At 45.3% G+C, this 20169-nt stretch carries 16 protein-coding genes; 9 read left to right on the top strand and 7 right to left on the bottom strand.

Features of this window, described 5'->3' with window-relative positions; all coding sequences use genetic code 11:
* Positions 1-59: 59 nt before the first annotated feature.
* From D104_RS25845 to D104_RS25865, 5 genes are read right to left on the bottom strand one after another with little or no spacing between them, the layout of a single operon-like run.
* A complete protein-coding gene (locus tag D104_RS25845) occupies positions 60-764 on the bottom strand; it encodes an SPOR domain-containing protein (RefSeq protein ID WP_024023541.1) in 705 nt (234 codons plus the stop codon).
* Positions 761-1510, bottom strand: a complete 750-nt coding sequence (locus tag D104_RS25850) for a type III pantothenate kinase (RefSeq protein WP_235075909.1) — start codon at positions 1508-1510, stop codon at positions 761-763. Before D104_RS25850 ends, D104_RS25845 begins: the two co-directional genes overlap by 4 nt.
* Positions 1479-2432: a biotin--[acetyl-CoA-carboxylase] ligase gene (locus tag D104_RS25855; RefSeq protein WP_024023543.1), complete on the bottom strand. Its 954-nt coding sequence runs from the start codon at positions 2430-2432 to the stop codon at positions 1479-1481. The genes D104_RS25850 and D104_RS25855 overlap by 32 nt, the downstream gene beginning before the upstream one ends.
* A gap of 27 nt (positions 2433-2459) precedes the next feature.
* Positions 2460-3350, bottom strand: coding sequence for a phytanoyl-CoA dioxygenase family protein (locus D104_RS25860; RefSeq protein WP_024023544.1), 891 nt, complete (start codon positions 3348-3350; stop codon positions 2460-2462).
* Between the two features lie 13 nt (positions 3351-3363).
* Positions 3364-4557: an alpha/beta hydrolase gene (locus D104_RS25865; protein WP_031214667.1), complete on the bottom strand. Its 1194-nt coding sequence runs from the start codon at positions 4555-4557 to the stop codon at positions 3364-3366.
* Between the two features lie 58 nt (positions 4558-4615).
* Between D104_RS25865 and D104_RS25870 the strand changes: the two genes are divergently transcribed.
* Together D104_RS25870 and D104_RS25875 are read left to right on the top strand one after the other, a co-directional pair.
* Positions 4616-5104 (top strand): GNAT family N-acetyltransferase, encoded by a 489-nt coding sequence (locus D104_RS25870; RefSeq protein ID WP_235075910.1) that lies wholly within the window; start codon positions 4616-4618, stop codon positions 5102-5104.
* Between the two features lie 140 nt (positions 5105-5244).
* Positions 5245-6588 (top strand): GH1 family beta-glucosidase, encoded by a 1344-nt coding sequence (locus D104_RS25875; RefSeq protein WP_024023547.1) that lies wholly within the window; start codon positions 5245-5247, stop codon positions 6586-6588.
* A gap of 93 nt (positions 6589-6681) precedes the next feature.
* Here the strand turns inward: D104_RS25875 and D104_RS25880 are convergent, their stop codons facing one another.
* Positions 6682-8331 carry a glucan biosynthesis protein gene (locus D104_RS25880; RefSeq protein ID WP_024023548.1) on the bottom strand — a complete coding sequence of 550 codons (1650 nt, stop codon included), beginning with the start codon at positions 8329-8331 and terminating at the stop codon, positions 6682-6684.
* A 325-nt stretch (positions 8332-8656) separates the two neighbouring features.
* On the opposite strand from D104_RS25880, the gene D104_RS25885 reads away from it, so the two are divergent.
* The 7 genes from D104_RS25885 (at position 8657) to D104_RS25915 (ending at position 19178) form a co-directional block, all read left to right on the top strand.
* Positions 8657-10507 (top strand): putative bifunctional diguanylate cyclase/phosphodiesterase, encoded by a 1851-nt coding sequence (locus D104_RS25885; protein WP_024023549.1) that lies wholly within the window; start codon positions 8657-8659, stop codon positions 10505-10507.
* 227 nt (positions 10508-10734) lie between these two features.
* The gene (locus D104_RS25890) at positions 10735-11244 is read left to right on the top strand and encodes a sigma-70 family RNA polymerase sigma factor (protein WP_024023550.1); all 510 of its coding nucleotides are present in this window, start codon (positions 10735-10737) and stop codon (positions 11242-11244) included.
* On the top strand, positions 11244-12182 hold the full coding sequence (locus D104_RS25895; RefSeq protein ID WP_024023551.1) for a FecR family protein: 939 nt from the start codon (positions 11244-11246) through the stop codon (positions 12180-12182). The genes D104_RS25890 and D104_RS25895 overlap by 1 nt, the downstream gene beginning before the upstream one ends.
* A 110-nt stretch (positions 12183-12292) precedes the next feature.
* Positions 12293-15382 carry a TonB-dependent receptor gene (locus D104_RS25900; RefSeq protein ID WP_031214671.1) on the top strand — a complete coding sequence of 1030 codons (3090 nt, stop codon included), beginning with the start codon at positions 12293-12295 and terminating at the stop codon, positions 15380-15382.
* Positions 15383-15471: 89 nt separating this feature from the next.
* Positions 15472-16245 carry a Slam-dependent surface lipoprotein gene (locus D104_RS25905; RefSeq protein ID WP_024023553.1) on the top strand — a complete coding sequence of 258 codons (774 nt, stop codon included), beginning with the start codon at positions 15472-15474 and terminating at the stop codon, positions 16243-16245.
* 150 nt (positions 16246-16395) lie between these two features.
* Entirely contained in the window at positions 16396-17832 is a 1437-nt protein-coding gene (locus D104_RS25910) for a surface lipoprotein assembly modifier (protein WP_235075911.1), read from the top strand.
* Positions 17833-17834: 2 nt separating this feature from the next.
* Positions 17835-19178: a tetratricopeptide repeat protein gene (locus D104_RS25915; RefSeq protein ID WP_024023555.1), complete on the top strand. Its 1344-nt coding sequence runs from the start codon at positions 17835-17837 to the stop codon at positions 19176-19178.
* On the opposite strand, the gene D104_RS25920 is transcribed toward D104_RS25915, so the two are convergent.
* Positions 19175-20029 carry a CPBP family intramembrane glutamic endopeptidase gene (locus D104_RS25920; RefSeq protein ID WP_024023556.1) on the bottom strand — a complete coding sequence of 285 codons (855 nt, stop codon included), beginning with the start codon at positions 20027-20029 and terminating at the stop codon, positions 19175-19177. The two genes, D104_RS25915 and D104_RS25920, sit on opposite strands and share 4 nt — an antisense overlap.
* Positions 20030-20169 lie beyond the last annotated feature (140 nt).

Consider the following 20169-nt stretch of genomic DNA (forward strand, 5'->3'; position numbering starts at 1 on the left):
TAACGCAACACCCCAAAAGGTGGGAGCCATTATATTTATCGAGTTCTTAATTGCAAGCGCTAGCAAGGATTTTTTTCTAATTTTATCATCATCTTGGTGAGGTCGAAGCGAGAGATAAATTGTTCCCAATCTTTTTCATCCACTGGCTGCTCTATATCGATCTGCTGCAGTGGAACATTTCGCATATGTTCATACACATCAACACGATAGCTCGATACGCCTTGTATCCTTGTTTTTGCCTGCTCGGCACGCTCTTTTGATGAATATAAACCCAACGAGATTCGGTTTTTCATTTCCGCTCGAGTGATAACAAAACTATCAATCGACTTTGCCGCAAGCTCTTTCACAATACGCTCCGCAATTGCAGGTGTTTCAGGGGCAGCAATGTACAGCCAGAACTTAGCTCTTTTACCTGTAATTTCCCTTTCTTTATGAGACCAACCAAATTCTTTCAGCACTTGCGTGATTTGCGTTTTGTCGTCTTTACGTTCGGTTTCTAATCGCGGACAAAACAACTCAGGCTCATCGCCAGAAGCCTCATCAATCACTTTGCTCAACGCCTCCTCAAGTGTTTCGCTGGACACAACACCGGCATTGTAATCTTGCTCGCTCACGGCTGGCGCTTCCGATAATAAATGTATTTTTTCGCTCACCGGCGGACCATATATAGATTCCTTGGCCTTCTCAGGTTTATCTTGAACAAAACTATGCCAACTCAAAAACGCCGCATTTAGTAATACTATAAAGAGAAAAAGCCACTTCATTTATTGCCTCTTACCTGCTCATCGCCAACCATCTTTGCACCCAAAGCCACAAGGTTCGGCTGACACTCTAGTGAAATACCCAACAAACCCAATAACCTTTGTGCGTCACCTCCCGTCACAACCCATTTGAAATCCGAGTAACGACGATGAATTCGCTCCAAAAAGCCTAACGCCATTTCATGACACCCTTCTGTTACCGCTCTTGCGGTGGAATCCGGCAACCCGCTACCCGCAACCACTTCATGAGCGCCGTAACGGATTTTAGCGGTATTAGAAAGTAACGCTTCTTCCATCATCGCCAAACCTGGGGTGATATAACCTCCAAGATGAATACCCGCACGATTAACAATATCGATTTTTATTGCTGTGCCAGCATCCACGACAACCACATCACCTTTCGCCGTATGATGAGCCGCGACAGCCCCCAACCAACGATCGATACCCAATCGCGCGGGCTCAATGTACGCATTTCGCACGCCACACGCTTGGGCCTGACTGGTTAACGTAGACCAATGGGCATTCGGATACTCAGCCTGAATATCGGCGTGCAACAATGCGCTCTGCTCTTTTGATCGGACGCTGGCAAAATAAATTCGATCAGGCGAAAAGTGAGCACTTTCAAGACGACACTCGTCACGCTGAACCCATACAATGCTCTCATCCTCGAAAGCCGTAAACTTAACACTGGTATTACCAGCATCAACCACTAACACTCTATCCACGGCGGACACTAATCTCTCCTCCATGCAACGCCACCAGCTCACCATTTTCTTCTAGCAGCAATGCGCCTTTTTGATCAATACCTCTGGCAACGCCTTGACGCTGTTGAGAAACAGAGCTCACCGTGACCGCTTGATTGAATAAAACGTCATAGGCTTGCCACTGATGCTGAAAATGTTTCATACCATGACCATCCTCAAAAAGCTTACAGGCTTCAACCAATTCTTTCGTCAGCTCCGCCAAAATAACGTTACGACTCGGACGAGACGACAATCGAGACACCAAGTCGGTCCAAGGCTGATCCACTTGTGTCATAAAGGCATCATCCATTTCGACATTCAGGCCAATACCAATAATCACATGACACACATCTTGATCAGCCACCATTTCCAATAAAATACCGCAAATTTTCTGTCCATCGACCTGTACATCATTTGGCCATTTCAAACCTGGATTGGGCACGCCTACTTTTTTTAAAACTCGAGCAACCGCCACGCCAGCGGCAAGGCTCAACCCTTCAACGACGCTTGGACCGTTTTCGAAACGCCAAGCAAATGAAAATGTAACATTCTTTGCCACACCAGATTCCCACTGACGACCCCGACGGCCCTTGCCTTGCGTTTGACGCTCAACAGAGATCATGACAGGCAATGCTTGCCCTTGAGCAATGTGCTGCTTGGCATCACCATTCGTCGACTCTGTTTCAAATGCCAACTTTATCGCCACATCATCGGGTACGCCATTGTCTCGCAAAGCGGTTTCTGACAGCAATTCAAGGGGCGATGGCAAACGATATCCACGTCCTTTTACAGAGTGGATTGTCATCCCGATGGATTCTAATTTTTTGAGTTTCTTCCAGACCGCAGCACGAGTGACACCCAACGCCGCTCCCAACGCTTCACCAGAGTGAAATTCGTTATCACTCAGCAGTGCTAAAACAGCATGCATTTACTCTCTCCACGTTCAATTTTTGTTTTACTCAACCACATCAAAAGGCAAAAAAGAACTGCCCGGCGCCGCTTGAAGCCAATTTAATACTGGATATTCACACGTTCCATCAACCGCATGTATGGCATAAGCATGTCGGGATTTCCCAGATCGATTGGCGTAACTCAAATGAGGAAACTCGCCGTCAAGAATCACCAACGACCCTTTAGGAACCGGCATCGCCACCAGCTCATCTTGACTCCATATATGTTCTTTTAACACCACCATTCTGGTGTCGATCGCGCCCTCATCCAGACGTTCAAAACGCTTCAACAGACCTTGCTTATGCCCTTTTGGTATCCCCCACAAACAACCGTTTTCCAATGTTGCGTCTTCAAGAGCAAACCACAAACCAATCACGCTCATCGGTTTTGTATAAAGAAACGTACTGTCTTGATGACAGTTTACTTCGCCCCCGATTCCCGGCTGCTTAAAGATATACATGGATTGCGCTGCCCGAGGTTCTATCATGCCTAATTGCGTTAACAAATTCTGCCAAACGGAAGACAATGAAAACGCTTTAAAGACCGCGTCTTGAAAGTGGAGTCCGTGCCCCACTTTGTTAATCGACAATGCCAATGGTTGCTTTAGCACACCCGCTTCATCAAACGCCTCTTCCTCAAAAAAGAAAGACACCTTGTCAGCAGACGCCATAAAATAGCGATCCGTATGACGACTCTGTTCACTGGTAGTGAAAATAGAACGCACCGAATCTGGCTCGAACGCGTCCATCAGCACGGACATACGAGCCCTTAATGCATCGCAAACAGATTCTGAAACAAGCGATTCAATAACCAAATAGCCGTCGGCATGATACTGATCCACTTGAGATTGCGTTATCGTTACTGGGGAAAGCTTCACCGCCATATTATCCGTCATCACATAGATCTCCTTATCGATTGTTGGCATTGGCCTTGATAAAAAACGACACCTCTTCCATTAGAGAGCGAAAGTTTGGATTCCAAGACACTCGAGCTGCATGCGGACTTCTCTTGGATAAATCATCTGAGCGTTCACCAAACCAATTTGCATTATCGGTGCGACACGCGTCATACAAAGGTTTATCTGACAAGTACCAGCCACAAATCCGGTATTCGCCCATCGCACCATAATAAGTATTTTCTGGATCACCATGAATCGCCATATGTGAAAGACCTAGAATTTTTGCCTCCGGCCAGTTCGTATTATAAACCTTGATACGATCCGTGGTCGCGCTTCGTTGTGTTTTGCTGTACAGCACCATCTGGCTTTTCGGGCCAACCATACCCTGCTTGAATACATTCTCTGTCACCGACGAATCCACCGTTTGATCGTCTTCAGATAAAGCAATAAACACCGGGAAAGATTTCGGATTGTCCAAAATTAAATGACGAACTTCTTTGGAGAGTTTGTACACCTCGGCAATCGCCGGTAAAGGAATTGAGGCGTATTTTGCAAAATCATCACTAGGATAATGGTCGAGCCAATCTTTCACCAATGCCAGCCAAGGCGAAAGCCAATCGATACTGCTGTTCACTTTAAAGACGGGCGAAAACAACACGACGCCGGTTACGCTCTCCGTATGCTGCCAAGCGTATTCTGCGGCCAATGCGCCACCCGTTGAAAAACCACCAACATATAAAACATCCACTTCTTTACGAAACTGATCGGCGGCATGGCGAAACGTCTCGCGCCAATCATCACGAGAGACGGTCAGTAAATCTTCTGCTTTTGTGCCATGACCTGGCAATAGAATCACGCGAACCTGATAGCATGCCTGTTGCAAGGCTTTCGCGGGGTCTCGCATAGAAAAAGGCGAATCGGATAAACCATGAGATAAAAGAACCCCAATGGCCTTGTTTTTTTCACACTGCTCAGGGTTCGGCAATAACTCAAAAGGCATGACGGCATCGAGCTCTCTCGCCTTGTCGCCAACATTTACCCAAACCTTATGTTGGTTTAAATACACCGACGCTCTTTGTTGATAATGAGAAAATGACTCGTCCGGCGCAAAGACAAATGCCGTTGTTTTTTCGGCGGCACCCCCAATGCCAGACACAGACAATGTCAGAAGACACAAACACCACAAGATAATTTTTTGCCGCATGACTTTCCCTCTCATTATCAATAATTCAATACGATGCACCTTTTGGTTTTCACCGATCGTGCTATCATCGAACATTCAAACGCTGCCTACATTACATTCAAAAATGACTACGCTTTATCCCAGTGCTGAGCAAGTTCCTTCCCTTTGGTTTCCTCTTGCAAAGAAATTCTATCAAGCCCACTATCCGAGTGGAAAACCCAACAAAGCGGATCCGATTTGGGTCGTACGCGATAAAGGGGGAATTCTAACGGCAGTTCGACTTAAACCCTGCTCCGGCGCTCAATTGCTGACCGCAATGGTCACAGAGCCTTCACACCGAAACATGGGCCTTGGTAGCCACTTAATCAGCAGTATTCACCCTGCATTAAGTGTAATGCCTAGTTACTGTTTCGCACTGACACACCTTGTGTCTTTTTATTCTGCTAATCATTTTACGGTCGTCTCGGTTGAGATGTTACCAGAAGAACTCGCCAGCCGCTTTAGCGCTTATACAGCTCAAGGACGAAACCTGACGCCAATGCGTTACCATCGCGTAGAAAAGTCCTGAAACCTTCCTTAAAAAGCACTTAAGTAATCTTAAATCACTAAAAGTGCCGTGTCTTTGTTGACCCTTTTCAATGTCCTCCAGTACCTTTGATCGCATCATTCGATTTTTTGCTGATCCTAAATAAAAAGACCGAGGGCATTATGTCAATTACCTTACCATCAAACTCTAAAATGCTGACGTCCGATTTTATTTTCGGTGTGGCAACCGCGTCATTCCAAATTGAAGGCGCAACCAACGTAGACAACCGCTTACCTTCTATATGGGACACCTTTTGTGCCATTCCAGGCAAGGTAAAAGGCGCAGACAATGGCGATCAAGCCTGTGACCATTATCACTTATGGAAAGAAGACATCCAATTGATCAAGCATCTAGGTGTAGACGCGTATCGCTTATCCATTGCATGGCCTAGAGTCATGGACGAAAAAGGCGAAGCAAACCAAGCTGGCCTCAACTTTTATCGAAACCTACTCACCGGACTAAAAGCAGAAGGCCTAAAAGTATTCGTCACGCTTTACCATTGGGATCTTCCACAACACCTTGAAAACAAAGGCGGCTGGCTCAACAGAGAAACCGCTTACCAATTTAAGCAATACGCGGATATAGTGACCAAAGAATTGGCCGAATGGGTCGACAGCTGGGCAACTTTCAACGAACCTTTCTGCGCGGCGATTCTGGGTTACGAATTAGGCATACACGCACCCGGCTTAAGTGAGCCAGAATACGGACGACAAGCCGCACACCACATTTTACTGGCGCACGGTTTGGCATTACCAGTTATTCGGAAAAACGCGCCGACGTCCCAAGTCGGTATCGTACTCAATATGAACCGCTCCTACGCGGCCAGCGAAAAAGCCGAAGATCAATTCGCCTGCTTGATGCGAGAAACACTCGACAATCAGTTTTTCATTGAACCTCTGATAAAAGGCCAATATCCACAATTACTCAAAACGGTTGCACCGCACTATTTGCCAACGATTCTACCCGGCGACATGGACATCATCGCGCAACCGATGGATTTCTTAGGCATGAATTTTTACACCTGCAACCACAATGCCTATGACGCAGAAGCTATGTTCAAAAACGTCAAAAACACAGAGCAGGTTGAATACACCGACATAGGTTGGGAAATTGCCCCTCATGCTTTCACTGAGCTACTCGTCAATCTTCACAAACAATACGACTTGCCACCACTTTATATTACCGAGAATGGTGCCGCATGCGCGGACGAAATCGTCGATGGTGAGATTAACGACGAGCAACGCATTCGCTACTTAGATGGACACTTGAATGCCGTGAACCTAGCCATGGAGTCGGGCGTTGATATTCGCGGTTATTTTGCGTGGAGCCTAATGGACAACTTTGAATGGGCGGAAGGCTACAGCAAACGTTTCGGTCTGACTTACGTCGATTATCAAACCCAAGAAAGAACCATTAAGCGCAGTGGACACGCTTACCGCGCGCTGCTCAACAGTCGTCACGCTTAAACCGCTTTAGCGTATATGATGACATCGAAATAAAAACGCCCGATGGAATACATCGGGCATTTCTTGATAAAAGCAACCGTATTACGCCCGCGACTATTTCAAGTGCCCAGCATTATGAAGCGCTCGATCTTGTGGATCTGGCGGCGTCCATTGGTACAACCACGTCTCCGTTAAAGGCTGCCCGTTTGCTTGCAAATACACCCGCAGGTTAATCGGCTTGGACTCGCCTGTCGGTGGAACTAAGTCAAACATGGCACGATAACCATTGATAGAATGCAGCGGTCGCGCCGATTCGATTTCCACTCTGCCTTCCGAAGAAGTAATCACGGCCTTAACCTTCGCCTCCTTGCCGAGCATCGCCAGCGAACCACCAGCGAAATCAACAACAAAGCGCTTGCTGTAATAGTGACGCTTCTTACCGATCACACCACCGATGCCGGTAAAGGTATCCACAACACGAGCACGGTTTGATTGAACCGGAGGCTGACTTCCCCAATACATGTTATAGCTGTAAAGCAACTCTTGGCCGGCTTCAATCGGAGCCGCTGGATTCCAAAACGCGACGATGTTATCGAACGTCTCATCCAAAGTGGGAATTTCCACCAACTGAATAGAACCTTTCCCCCAGTTGCCCAATGGTTCAATCCACAAACTGGGTCGTTTTTCATAGAAAACACCGTCATCTTGATAATGGCCGAAGTGTCGGTCACGCTGTAACAAACCAAAGCCTTTTGGATTGTCATCACTGTAAGCATTAAATTGCAGATTTTTTGGATTACCTAATGGTCGCCAAATCCATTCGCCACTTCCGGTGTGCATTGCCAAACCATCCGAGTCATGAATCTCGGCGCGCCAATCGTAATCTGTTCTGCGATCATTTTCGCCAATCATGTACATGCTGGTCATCGGCGCAACACCCAAACGTTCAATGTCTTTGCGAGGGTAAATCGCCGCATCGACTTTCATTTTGAGCGGTTCACCCGGTTGCATATCAAAGCGATAAGCGCCTGAAACACTGGGTGAATTCATTAAGGCATAAACGGTTACAACATCCGATCCAGGTTGTGGTTTTTCCAACCAAAAGTCCGTGAACGTCGGGAACTCTTCTGGTCGAGGGAGCGCCGTGTCGACCGCTAAGCCACGAGCGGAAAGGCCATATTGCATTTCACTGCCAACAGCACGGAAATAGCTTGCGCCCAAAAAAGCCACAATATCTCGCTGCCAGTCCGTCGCAAACTGCATTCTAAACCCTGCAAACCCCAGATCCTTCGGCAAGGTATTACCATCGACTTTTGACTGTCCATAGTCAAACAAGGTAGGAGAATACGGAATCGGTGTTGATTGGCCGTTGATTAGCTCATTCATGTGAATGGGAGTATCGAAACCTAGCCCAAGATGGAAAAGTTCGGTTCGAAATTCGGATTGCTGATCTCGCCATAACGCCGCGTCTTTCTTAAAATGAAGCTGCTGATAGTCGTCCCAATCCAAGCTTTTTAAGCTCGCAGGCAATTCACCTTGATGATTCTGGTATGGCATTGTCGCTAATTGGCGAGCATACCCTTTTAGCCAAGCGTAACTGAATGCTTCACCTTCTTCTGGCTGCGCAGGCGCCGTGACAGCACACGCCGTCATGCTAAATAAAACACCCACGGCCAGTACTGCACGACACGCCATTTGAAGGTAAATAGACTTATGATAACGATGAGAACCTTTCACAGATTCTGAAAAACAATGAGAAAGCATAATCTGACTCTATCCATTAAAAACTGACACCTATACTAGCGAATTACCACTGCGTAGACTGTTCAGATACAGTAAATATTTCATCTATTTAACGATGCCTTTCTTGTGGATAAGCGCCACAGTGACCAACATGTAAACGCAGCACACGCGGCGGTGGATAGAATCAACACAAGAATTACATAACAATACAAAGTGCTGCCATATGCACACCCTAAAACAGGTTGCTTTGAATTATGATGTTTTTTCTTAAAAGAGAACGATGAGCATTTCTGATACATGACTGCACGCCATCACTCTAATCCTTCCATAAAAACACAGGTGAGCAATGACAATATATTCTTGGGTAACACTAACGGGCTATCTGCTTGCCTCTCTGTGCTTACTTTTGCTGGTACGAAACCACCTCAGATTTAACAATACAAAAAGTCAAACCCTCAATAAGCTTGAAGCCTCCGAGCAGGGATTTAAAGAGCGCGAAAATAACCTAGTAAAAGCAGAAGCACGTGTGAATGAAGCATTGAAACTCACTAAAGTTGGCATATGGGAATGGGACATTGCCAAAGACATTTGGTTTGCGACACCGTCTTATTTTACGATGCTGGGTTATGCTCCAGTTGAAGGCTCCGCCGATCGAAAAACCGAACTAGACAAAATCCACCCAGAAGATCGTGAGCATGTCACCAGTACCATCAAAGGCATATTGAACAGTAAAAAAGCACCCAATTATTATAAATACCAAGCTCGAATTAGACACTATGACGGTGACTATCGCTGGATCAGTGTTCGTTGTATCGTGACAGAGTTCGACAAAGATGACCGACCTGCTCGCATGCTTGGCGTTCGTATTGATATTGATGAGATTCAAAAAGCCCACGACCAAGTGGAATGGTTAGCTCATCATGATTCTTTAACAAAACTGCCAAATAAAGAGTCACTCAACAAAATTTTTCAGCGCGTCATAGAAGCCGATATTAAACTAGCTTTACTGTTTGTCGACTTAGACAACTTCAAAACAATCAATAACAATTTAGGTCATGCGACTGGCGATCAACTATTGCTTGCCGTAGCAGATCGTATGCGCGCTCTGGTTGACCAATCCGGTTATGTTGCACGCCAAGGTGGAGATGAATTTATTATTATTCTCTACGCTGACTCAGAAAAACAACTAACGGAAAAAACAGCCGAGATCAAAAGCGCGTTATCGGAACGCTATCATCTTGATCAGCATCAATTTTTTATCACACCTTCTATCGGTGTTAGCCTATATCCGAAAGACGGCAAAGATTTTGATACGCTGTACAAACAAGCCGATACCGCCATGTATCATGCTAAACATGCGGGTAAAAACAAATACGCTTTTTTCACAGAAGCAATGCAAGCAAACACCACTCGAGCACTCACGCTTTCAAATGCACTGCATGACGCGCTCGAGCAGCAGGAGTTTACCTTGCATTACCAACCACAAATCGCCTTAGACAGCGGCAAAGTCGTCGGCGCGGAAGCGCTCATTAGATGGCACAGCAAAACGCTTGGTGCGGTGAGTCCTGGGGAATTTATTCCTATTGCAGAAGAAAGTGGCCAAATTTTAGCCATTGGAGAATGGGTGCTGCGTGAAACCGTTCGCCAACTACAGCAGTGGCGCAGCGAAGGCTTCGCGCCGATCAGAGTCGCCGTGAATTTGTCATATGCTCAATTTCAAGGCAATGACCTCCCAACGCTCATCTCTGGAATACTTGAAGAGTACAACGTTCCTGCAGACTATTTAGAGCTCGAACTGACCGAACATATCGCCACCAATAACCCAGAACACACCATAGAAATCCTAAAAGCGTTTCAGCAACTTGGTATTCAAACGTCCATCGATGACTTTGGCACAGGCTATTCCTCGTTAAGCTATCTACAACGGTTTCCTGTCTACAAGCTTAAAATAGACCAATCCTTTGTACGTAACATGACCACCAACACCAATGATCATATTATTGTTGGGACCATCATTGTGCTTGCCCAGCAATTAGGCATGAAGACCATCGCAGAGGGTGTCGAAACCAAAGTTCAGCTTGATCTACTGAAAAGCATTGGCTGCGATGATATTCAAGGTTATTACATTAGCCGACCGATTCCTGCAGATGAATTCAAAGACCGTTACCTTCAGAGTGACCGAAATATAATCATCTAAAAAAACCTGACAACCGCATGGCGCTGTATTTTATGCCTTTTCTGTAAACCAACGCTCTCAGCAAAGACCCGAATGCACGGGTCTTACGCTATTCCCCGTTCCCTCAAAATGCCCTCATTCAACAGGTCAGTGTCGTCAAATATTAAGTTTTATTAAGACGCTTGATTATTCGTCTCACACTTGCAATTATAAATGATAACCATTATCAAAAATAGATTCGTGAAGACATGAATAGAGATGCGCAGCTCCAATTCACTCAGCTTTATGAAATGCATCAAGGATGGCTTTCCAACTTTCTTCGCAAGCGACTTGATTGTTCCCACAAAGCCGCCGATTTGATGCAAGACACCTATTTAAAAGTACTCGTGAGCGGAAAAATCCCTCCTTCCGAATACGCTAGGCCGTATTTGACTCGGATCGCAAAAGGCTTGGTGGTTGATCAATATCGTCGTTGGCGCATTGAACAAGCCTATGTGGAGTCTATTCGTCACCTTCCAGAAGCGTATCAGGCCGCGCCGGAGAAACGTCTTGAAGTCATCGAAACCTTAATCGAAATAGATACGTTACTGCACAAAATTCCTGAAAAAGTTCGCCAAGCTTTTCTACTTCGCAGGCTAGAAGGTTTGTCCTATTCAGACATTGCGTCTCAATTAAATGTGTCTGTGTCGTCTGTCGAAAAATACGTGGCGAGAGCATTACAAGCGTGTGCACTGGCAATGCTGGAGAGACAAGAATAATGCAGCCGAACCAAATTGACGTAGATCGCATTCAAAAAGCCGCTCATTTAATGGCAAGGTTGTGGTCAGATGAACCGTCCAAACATGATCAACACGCCTGTACAACATGGCGCGCCGCCGACCCAGCCAATGAAAAAGCCTGGCAATGCTTAATTCAAGCACAAGGGCATTTTGGTAACGTTCCGAAAGACACCGTAAAAATAATAGCTCGCAGCCGCAACATCTCTCGTCGACACATGTTGAGTCTGCTCGGCTTGTCTACTGCCGGCGTTTTCTTTACGGGCAGTTATATAGAAAATCGTACCATGTCATCCGGCCAAGATTATAAAAACTTAGCCACTGCCACAGGAGAAATAAAAAGCCTACAGTTGAGCAATACAACACGTGTGGTCTTAAACACCAGAACGACACTTTCCATGCCAACCGCCAGCCAATTCAAACTCGATGACGGCGAAGTTTTTCTCGATGTTTCCACCACAACGCCTTATCAAATTGAAACCCAAGAAGGCGTCATTTCCTTTCAGCAAGGTCAATTAGCGATACGGCGCACTGATGACATCACCCGAATAAGTTTATTTTCAGGCCGAAATATTCAACTACATGGTCGTCAAATGCAGGTGCCTTTGTCTATAAAACCAGGTGAAAGCATGGCTTTCAATGCCATCAATTCGTCTACGATGTCTCCTGCCAACCCAAATAGCATAGGCTGGGTCACGGGCAAGCTAATGGCACAACGCATGCCACTGACAGATTTCATTCACGAGCTCAGTCGTTACCGAAAAGGTGTACTTAGAGTTTCTCCGGAACTCAGCCAACTGGCTGTCACTGGTGTTTTTTCTTTAAGCAATACCGATCAAATTTTGCACCAACTAGAAGCAACCTTACCCATCCATGTTTATCAATTAACACCCTATTGGGTCAGTGTGACACAGGCCTGATTGCGCCTTTAAATCAACAAATGATAAAGAGTCTCATTTTCTTTTGTGGGTTTTTCAATCTCATTCGGTATGAAGGGTATAGGACATTCATCTGACTGAGAGCTTGAAACATGAAGTACAAGAAACACACCCACTTGAAACCCTTAATGCTAACCATTCCACTGTGTGTCTCGGCCGCGCTGTTTGGCTTCTCGCCAGCGGTTGCCGCAGAAGACTCCACACAAATGAACATCCAGTCTTATTCTATTCCTGCGGGTTCATTGGATATGGTGCTTAATCAATTTGCCCTGGCCGCAAACGTTAATTTATCGATCAACTCTGCGCTCACCACAGGCAAACAAAGCGCTGGATTAAAAGGCGACTACACACAAGAGAGCGCCCTAGACACAATACTGGCCAACACAAGTCTCGTTGCTCAACAAAATCAAAATGGCAGCTACATCGTCAAATCAGAACAAAGCGACAACGGATTCAATTTGCCCACGATTACAATTGAAGACAACACCGCCATGTCCGACATGAGCGCCCGCGACCAAAAAGGCTACGACGACGTTTACGACAAAGATGCCTCCACCACGTTTATTGGTAAAACCGAAGTAGAACGCTACAAGGGCACAACGCCATCGGATTTACTGCAAGGCGTTCCCGGCGTCTTCAGTGGCGAGGCTCGCAACAGCGGCGCGCTTGATCTAAACATTCGTGGTGTTCAAGGCCCCGGTCGTGTCCCTGTCACCATAGATGGCACGGAACAAGCGCTCACCGTTTGGCGTGGCTACAACGCTGCGACTAACCGCAATTACATCGACCCAAACCTCATAGGAAACGTGCAAATTTACAAGGGCGCCACCAATGAGCGTGACGTACACAGCGGCGTCGGTGGCGCCATGGTAGTCAAAACTCTATCACCTGATGACTTAATTCGTGACGGTGAAACCTTTGGGGCAGAGTTCAAAATAGAAGGAAGTAGTAATGCCACAGGAGAGCGAGTACCCGCCCTTCATACTGGCGAATTAGCAACAGATGTCGATGGTTACCCTTCAAGTAGCACTTACCCCTACAGTGATCCAACCTTACGCGTCGACTTAAAGAGTAAATCGGACAGTGATAACAACCCACTAAATGGCGGTGATTACGCTTATCGTGTTGCAGCGGCCAAAAAGAGTGAGCATTTCGATGTGCTCGCCGCTTATGCTTATCGAGAGCGAGGCAACTATTATTCAGGAAAAAACAATACGGGCTACTACAACAATCCTAGCGCCGCCGACACCCGAGACTACATCACCTCGCTTGCCCAATATTGGCAGCCTGGCGACGAAGTGACGAATACCTCCAGCTTAATGGAATCTTGGTTATTAAAAACCACTTGGCACATTGATGATGACCAACAAATTGGCTTCAACTTTCGACAATCTGATTCCACTTATGGCGAAATCATGCCGTCCAGAATCAATAACCAAAGCGACCGTAGTGCCATTCAATGGCCACTTAGTGACGTCAGTGCCAAGGCCTATAATTTAGAGTACGCCTACAAACCCATTGATAGTCGCTGGATCGACTTTAATGCCAATGTATGGCGTACCGACACAATCAGCGACACTTATACATCCGGTGGTTTTCCCAACCAACTCTTACCAGATGACACGTCAGGCATTCTTTATAACAATGCGGTCGCCAATGCCAACAGTACTCGTGACGGCATTACCCTTAGTAACAAAATGAGCCTCACTGATACTGTAGACCTGACTCTTGGCGGGCGCTTCCAGCACGAAACACTCACATCCGATGACGAATATAACGAAGCGGCCAGTGCTGGCTGGCGAATGCTACCACGTGCAGGTCGACGGGAAGAGTGGGAAACCAATTTTGATTTTGCTTGGCGCCCTACCGATAAGCTCAAACTCAATGCCGGCATGACCTATTCCGCTTATTGGGCGTTTGATGATTTCCTCGCGGCTCATCCTGGTGAGTTTAGCCAAAGCACTACCGATTATTACAATATTTCTTACAGCACAGGATATGTCCGTACAGATGAAGAAATTGCAACATTAGTTGCTGAAAGAACCGCCTTCTTTAAAACATATTTAGATTCTGGAGCTATAAGTAAAGCTCTATATGACAGTCTTGTTTCTAGCATTTCATACAGTAAGACAGTTATTGAAAATACTTACAACAACTATGCAACTTGGAAGCCCGATGCAGACGGCAATTACGACCGTGCCGACAACCCTTGCCTAAATGGTGAACTAGCAGGAGAAAATGTTGTTTCATGCAACACATTGGGAGTGAGTAGCGCATCCACAGCAGAAGCCAAAAAACACAAAGACCATGGCTGGGTGCCTCATGCAGGTATCAGTTACCAATTCACCGATTACAGCCGAGCTTATCTAACTTATACAGAAACCTTGCGCTACCCAAGCATGTTTGAAAGCACCATGGCATTTTCGGCATCTCAAAACCCTTACGGCGTCAAACCAGAACACGCCCATAACTGGGAGCTGGCTTATGTGCATGATTTAACCCAATGGTTTTCTAGCGCAGAGCATGCCGACGTCAAAATTGCCTACTACGACAACCTCACTAAAGACGTCATCGAACGAGATAGATATTTTAAATTCAACAACGTCGATGAACAAAAAATCCGTGGCATAGAACTCAGTGCCCGTTATGACAATGGTCGATTTTTCACCGGTTTAGGCGTGAATTACACCTTACAAAATGAAATCTGTGATGAAGACAGCGCGGCGATGCTGTCCACCAATGCTATGACACGAGCCGTTGATAATCCGATTCCTCGCTGCTTCAAATACGGTTTTCCTAATGGTTACCAACTCGCCCAAGCCACCCCGGAGCTTTCCGCCAACTTATCACTAGGAGGCCGTTTTATGGACCGTCGTTTAGAAATAGGTGGACGAGCTACCTATTACAAAGGCTACGAAAACAGTGATCTAGATTGGTACATCGCAAACTCTTATGGGGCCGGTGACAATGAACATGGTTATGTTTATTTCTATAACACGCCTTATAGCTGGGGCGACACTCTCATCTTCGACGCCTACGTCCGCTATAAAATTAATGAAATCTTTGATGTGGAACTCACCGGCTCAAACCTAAGCGACCAATATTACGTGGATCCAGCTACTCGATCTGCCGTAGCCGCGCCGGGACGCACATTTAAACTGGGTTTAACAGGCCGCTTTTAGCGACCCGTTAGCAAGGATGACACTACATAAGTAGTGTCATGGCAACCGTGTTTTCATTGGGAAAACACACAACACAATGGAGTAATACAATGAAAAAGTTACAACTAGTAAGCGCAATGACATTCGTGTTTGGTGCTCTAGCATTGTCTAACGCTACAAATGCAGCCGTTGTTGGTGCATCTAGTAATACGAGCTATGTACAAATTGCCGCATCAGACGTAAATGGTGGACCTCATACATCAGGGTTAGCAGGCATTTCTATCGAAGCGACAGGTCTTGGCACAGAGGTTGATTTTCAAGGTCTAACGGCCTATTCCCCAGCAGATGCTAATGGGGTTAATCAACTTAATTATGCTTACGATAGTGAAGAGGCTCCTGCAACTCACGCTTCCTTAGGTGTATTTAATTTCGCTCAGGTCGGTACAAGTGATGTTTGGTTTGGTGAGTGGTCTAAAACAGGGGATACTACGGCTGCAAGCCATACTGTTTATTATTCTGGTGCCAATGCGGATACTTCTGTACCAACCGCTGGTACGGCCACTTATACGGTCGTAGGTATCAATAACTACGACGGCACAGCAGCAAGCTTGCTAAACGGCACATTGACCGCTGACTTTGCTGCGGCAACGTTAACAGGCAACATGGCGAACACAAATGGCCTTACTGTTGATATTGGTACAGCGTCCATTAATAGCGATGCTTCTGTTACTGGCTCAGATGCAACAGCAAGCATTTCAGTAATAGAAGTCGCTTCTGCTGGTGACGTTTCAGCTCAATTCTACAATGGCCAAGCGGATCTAGCCGGCCTTGTTGACTTTGCTGACACGCAATACGACACCGCATTTGGTGGCTCTAAAGACTAAGTCATTATTATGATTTAACCTTAGCCGAGCATGATTATCCTGCTCGGCTTTTCTCTTTACTGCCTATAATGAGCCATTTACATGCGTTTTTCTAAAAACACACTCTGCAGCCTTCTTAATTATAAGACTTTCGGACTAGTCTTATTGTTTATGTTCTCGCAACCTGCCACGGCAGACGATCATGATCTAGATACTCAACTAAGGTTAAACCAAAGCATAGAACAACAAAGCAATTCAAAGGAAAGTGAGTTACTCAAAGATGAAGATTACCTACCAGGAAAACGCCCAGAGCTGATTCTCAATAGCAAGTCTTACACCGTAGGACACAATGCTAATGATATCGGGCGTGCACTCTACGTTTCCATCAAGCAAAAACAATGGAATGCCGTTGTTTATTTTCTCAACGAATATCAAACCCTCCCTGATGCTGACCCTCTTTTACTCGCTTATGCGAAAGGCGCGCTGGCTAGAATACAAGGTAATATGGAGCAAGCCACGATAGAATATCGCCACCTCCTCGACCTGAACTCTGAATTTTTGCCGGGCCAACTGGAACTGGCTCGCGTCTTATTTGAAGATCATCAAGACAAAGAAGCGGAGGAAATGTTCACTCAGATATCCGCCATACTTGATCCAGACAACGCACAACAAGCTGGCGTAAACCGCACAGTAGAAAGTTTCCGTAAAGCACTTGAACAGCGCCGTGATTGGTCGACTTCCATCGCGCTTGGTGCAGTATGGAATGATAACCTTAACCAATCCTCAGAAAGCCGAACTTGTCTGCTGATGTATCAAAATCAATGTGTTTATGAACGTAAAATCCCTGACGCCATGTCAGCAACAGGGCTTGATTACGAACTTACCATCAACAAATACATGCCAATTGTCGGTCATAATGGACTGTATTCTCGCTCTTTGCTGTACGGTAAAAGTTATGGTGATTACAGTGATTACAATGAAAGTACGTTAGTAACACAGCTAGGTTATCGCTACCAAGATATTGGTGACCAGATACAACTCGCTCCTTCTTTTGAATTTTCCGCCTATGGCAATAAAGCGATGTACAGTGCCTTAGGCCTCCATGGCGAATGGACTCGCCGCTTTTCTAACAAGCAAATGTTCAAACTCCAAGGCGATTACAAAGAACTGCGCTACAAAAAGCAAAACTATGAACGTTATAACGGCCCTTCCTACTCAGCAAACGCAACCATGTGGCAAGTCTTGCCAAACAGCTGGACGTTATTCGGAGGTGTAGATGGATTAGATAGGCAAGCAGACGATAAACCCTATGGTTATATACAACTCGGCGTACGGCTGGGGGTCTCAAAATCGTTTTCTAATGTTCTAAGCGCAACATTTTTCACCTCTTTCCGCGAACAAACTTACAAAGCGTACAGCAGCATTCTTGGCGCAAAACGCAATGACCATGAAAGCAGTTACACATTGATCTTGAAATCGCCTCAACTGTCCATCTTAGGTTTTACTCCGAGCCTAACCATCAAACACTCAAATATAAACAGCAATGTAGATTGGCTATATAGCCGTGAAAACAACCAAGTCAGCCTAAAATTAGAGAAGACTTTTTAGCCATGATAAAACCGTATAACTTAACTCCCTTTATCTGTGTTTTCCTGTTGCTTGTTAGTCCGCTTTCTTGGGCCGCCGGAAATTGGCAGTACTACCAAGATAAAGCCATGACCCTTTACCAAGAAGGCGATTACATCAAGGCAGAAAAAAATGCAAAATACGCTATCGAGATCGCCAACAAAGCCGACAACGGCAAAGCGTTTAGAGCCAGCAGTCTCAACTTATTGGCATTTATTCAAATCGCACAAGACAAGCAAGACACTGCAATTGATTTCATCAATGATGCTATCAAATTTACAAAAAACGCTTACGATGACGAACACCCTCAAGTAGCCACTCTGTTATTTAATAAAGGCAATTTTCTTGAGCAGGCAGGCCAACCACTAAATGCCATTGAGGCTTATTCCCAAGCTTGGCAAATACAAAAATTTGAGGATGTTCAAGAAAATGACGTTTTAAAAACCGTAAACGCGTTAACTCGTCTTCATAATGAATCGAAGAATTATGCCGAAACCATATCCATCGTCGAAACCTTGCTAAAAAGCAAAGACCAGCAAGAATTCAGTGAGCTGTTCCGTCAAATTAATTATTCTCTGGCCGATGCGCACCTTCAACAAAACCAAGCAGAAGCCGCACAACGCACATTAAAAGAAGAACTCGAACGAGAGCAAAATGCTCTAGAAAGTAATGACGTTCGCCTTGCGGAAACACTGGAGCGCCTCGCTGCGCTTTACGATGAACAAGATCTACAAAATTCAGCAATATCCTCTCGTGAACAGGCGCTAAAAATCCGAAACAAATCAGGTAATTCATCACTCGCCAACGTGATGAATTTAAATGAATTGGCTTTGAACAGCCAACAGAAAAAAGACTATAGCGAAGCAGAAGCTCTTTACCAAAAAGCGTTAATGGGGTTGCGTGAACTGAATCAAGATAAAGGCATAGAACAAGCCCTGATACTGGGTAATTTAGGCAGCCTGGAAGATGAGCAAGGTGATACAAAAAAAGCCCTAACACTTTATCAACGGAGTCTAATACTGCATGGTAAAACCCCAACACAGCCATTACAAGCCGCTTATACTGCCGCAAGAGCGGGTGCTATTTTCTATAACAAAAGAGACTACCCAAAAGCAGAGCCCCTCTTTCTCCAATCACTCTCCCTGATGGAAAAAGCGCAGGCACCTTATAATGCGATGAAAGTCGCATTAGGGAATCTCATCGCACTGTACGCGGCATGGGATAGATATAAAGAAAAATCAAAATTCTTAAAACAGCAAAAAGCATTAGATGCGCAACATAAAACGTCTCGAACAACTTTAAAATGTTCAGAAGATGATACTTGTTAAGCGAGCATAGGGTAAGTGAAGAAAAATAAATGCAATATATTCAAAACAAAGTGGCACAAAATTGACCATTCAATTCTATTAGTCCTGTAGAAAAGATAACCATAACCAAGTCCTGCAACACCTGCCACAATAGCGTACTCAACGCCTCCACCGATATGAGCCAAACCGAAAAGTATGGCGGTTAAGACTGGCGCTATCAGTATATAAGATTTTCCCTTTAGAGCCGTTGCTAGCCCTTTTTGAAGGAAACCGCGGAAGAAAGCCTCTTCAGCAACACATGTGAACAACAAATTAACGACAACGAAGATAAGCCAAAAACTGGGGGCTTTCATGTCAAATTGAATCAGCCCTAACGACATAGCCAAGCCCAAAGTCACAATCGGCGTTAGAATAAATAAAATCAATGCCCCTTTAGATTGATGCCTGCTTTGAAAATAAGAAACTTTCGCCTGCCCTCCAAAATAATACGCCAGTAAAAATAAACCAACCAAGCCCTTATCGAAGTTTACATATAAGCTAAACGGTATTGCACCTACACTAATTGTCTCCCCTTGAACCACGGCATGATTATGAAAACCGGGCAATAAATGCATAGCCAGAGCGAGTGAAACAACACCAAACAGGCAAACCATCACTCTGGGAAGCCAGACTTGTCGCAAGGTTAATGAAGAAAACAGCAACCCAGAATAAACAGCAATCACAATGATGCCTTGAACACTCAGTACGCCTTCTATATATCCAATAATCACAGCTGCTAAGCACGTCAAGCACCACAACGGCACCTTCATAAATAAGGGTTTAAAAGGAGTAAAGACCAATAAAACAGATAAACCAAGTAAATAAAAAGCCAAAAGAACCTCTGCTAAAGACAGCGAAAATCAAAATCAACACAATTAAATGGTACCAAAAATAGCTTCAGTACGTGGGCGTTATCTCTCAAAGACTTTCCCCGAGCCGTTTTCTCAGTCACTTATTTCAGACGTAAAAAAGC

Origin of the sequence: Marinomonas profundimaris (genome assembly GCF_000508165.1) — a bacterium.
GTDB lineage: Bacteria > Pseudomonadota > Gammaproteobacteria > Pseudomonadales > Marinomonadaceae > Marinomonas > Marinomonas profundimaris.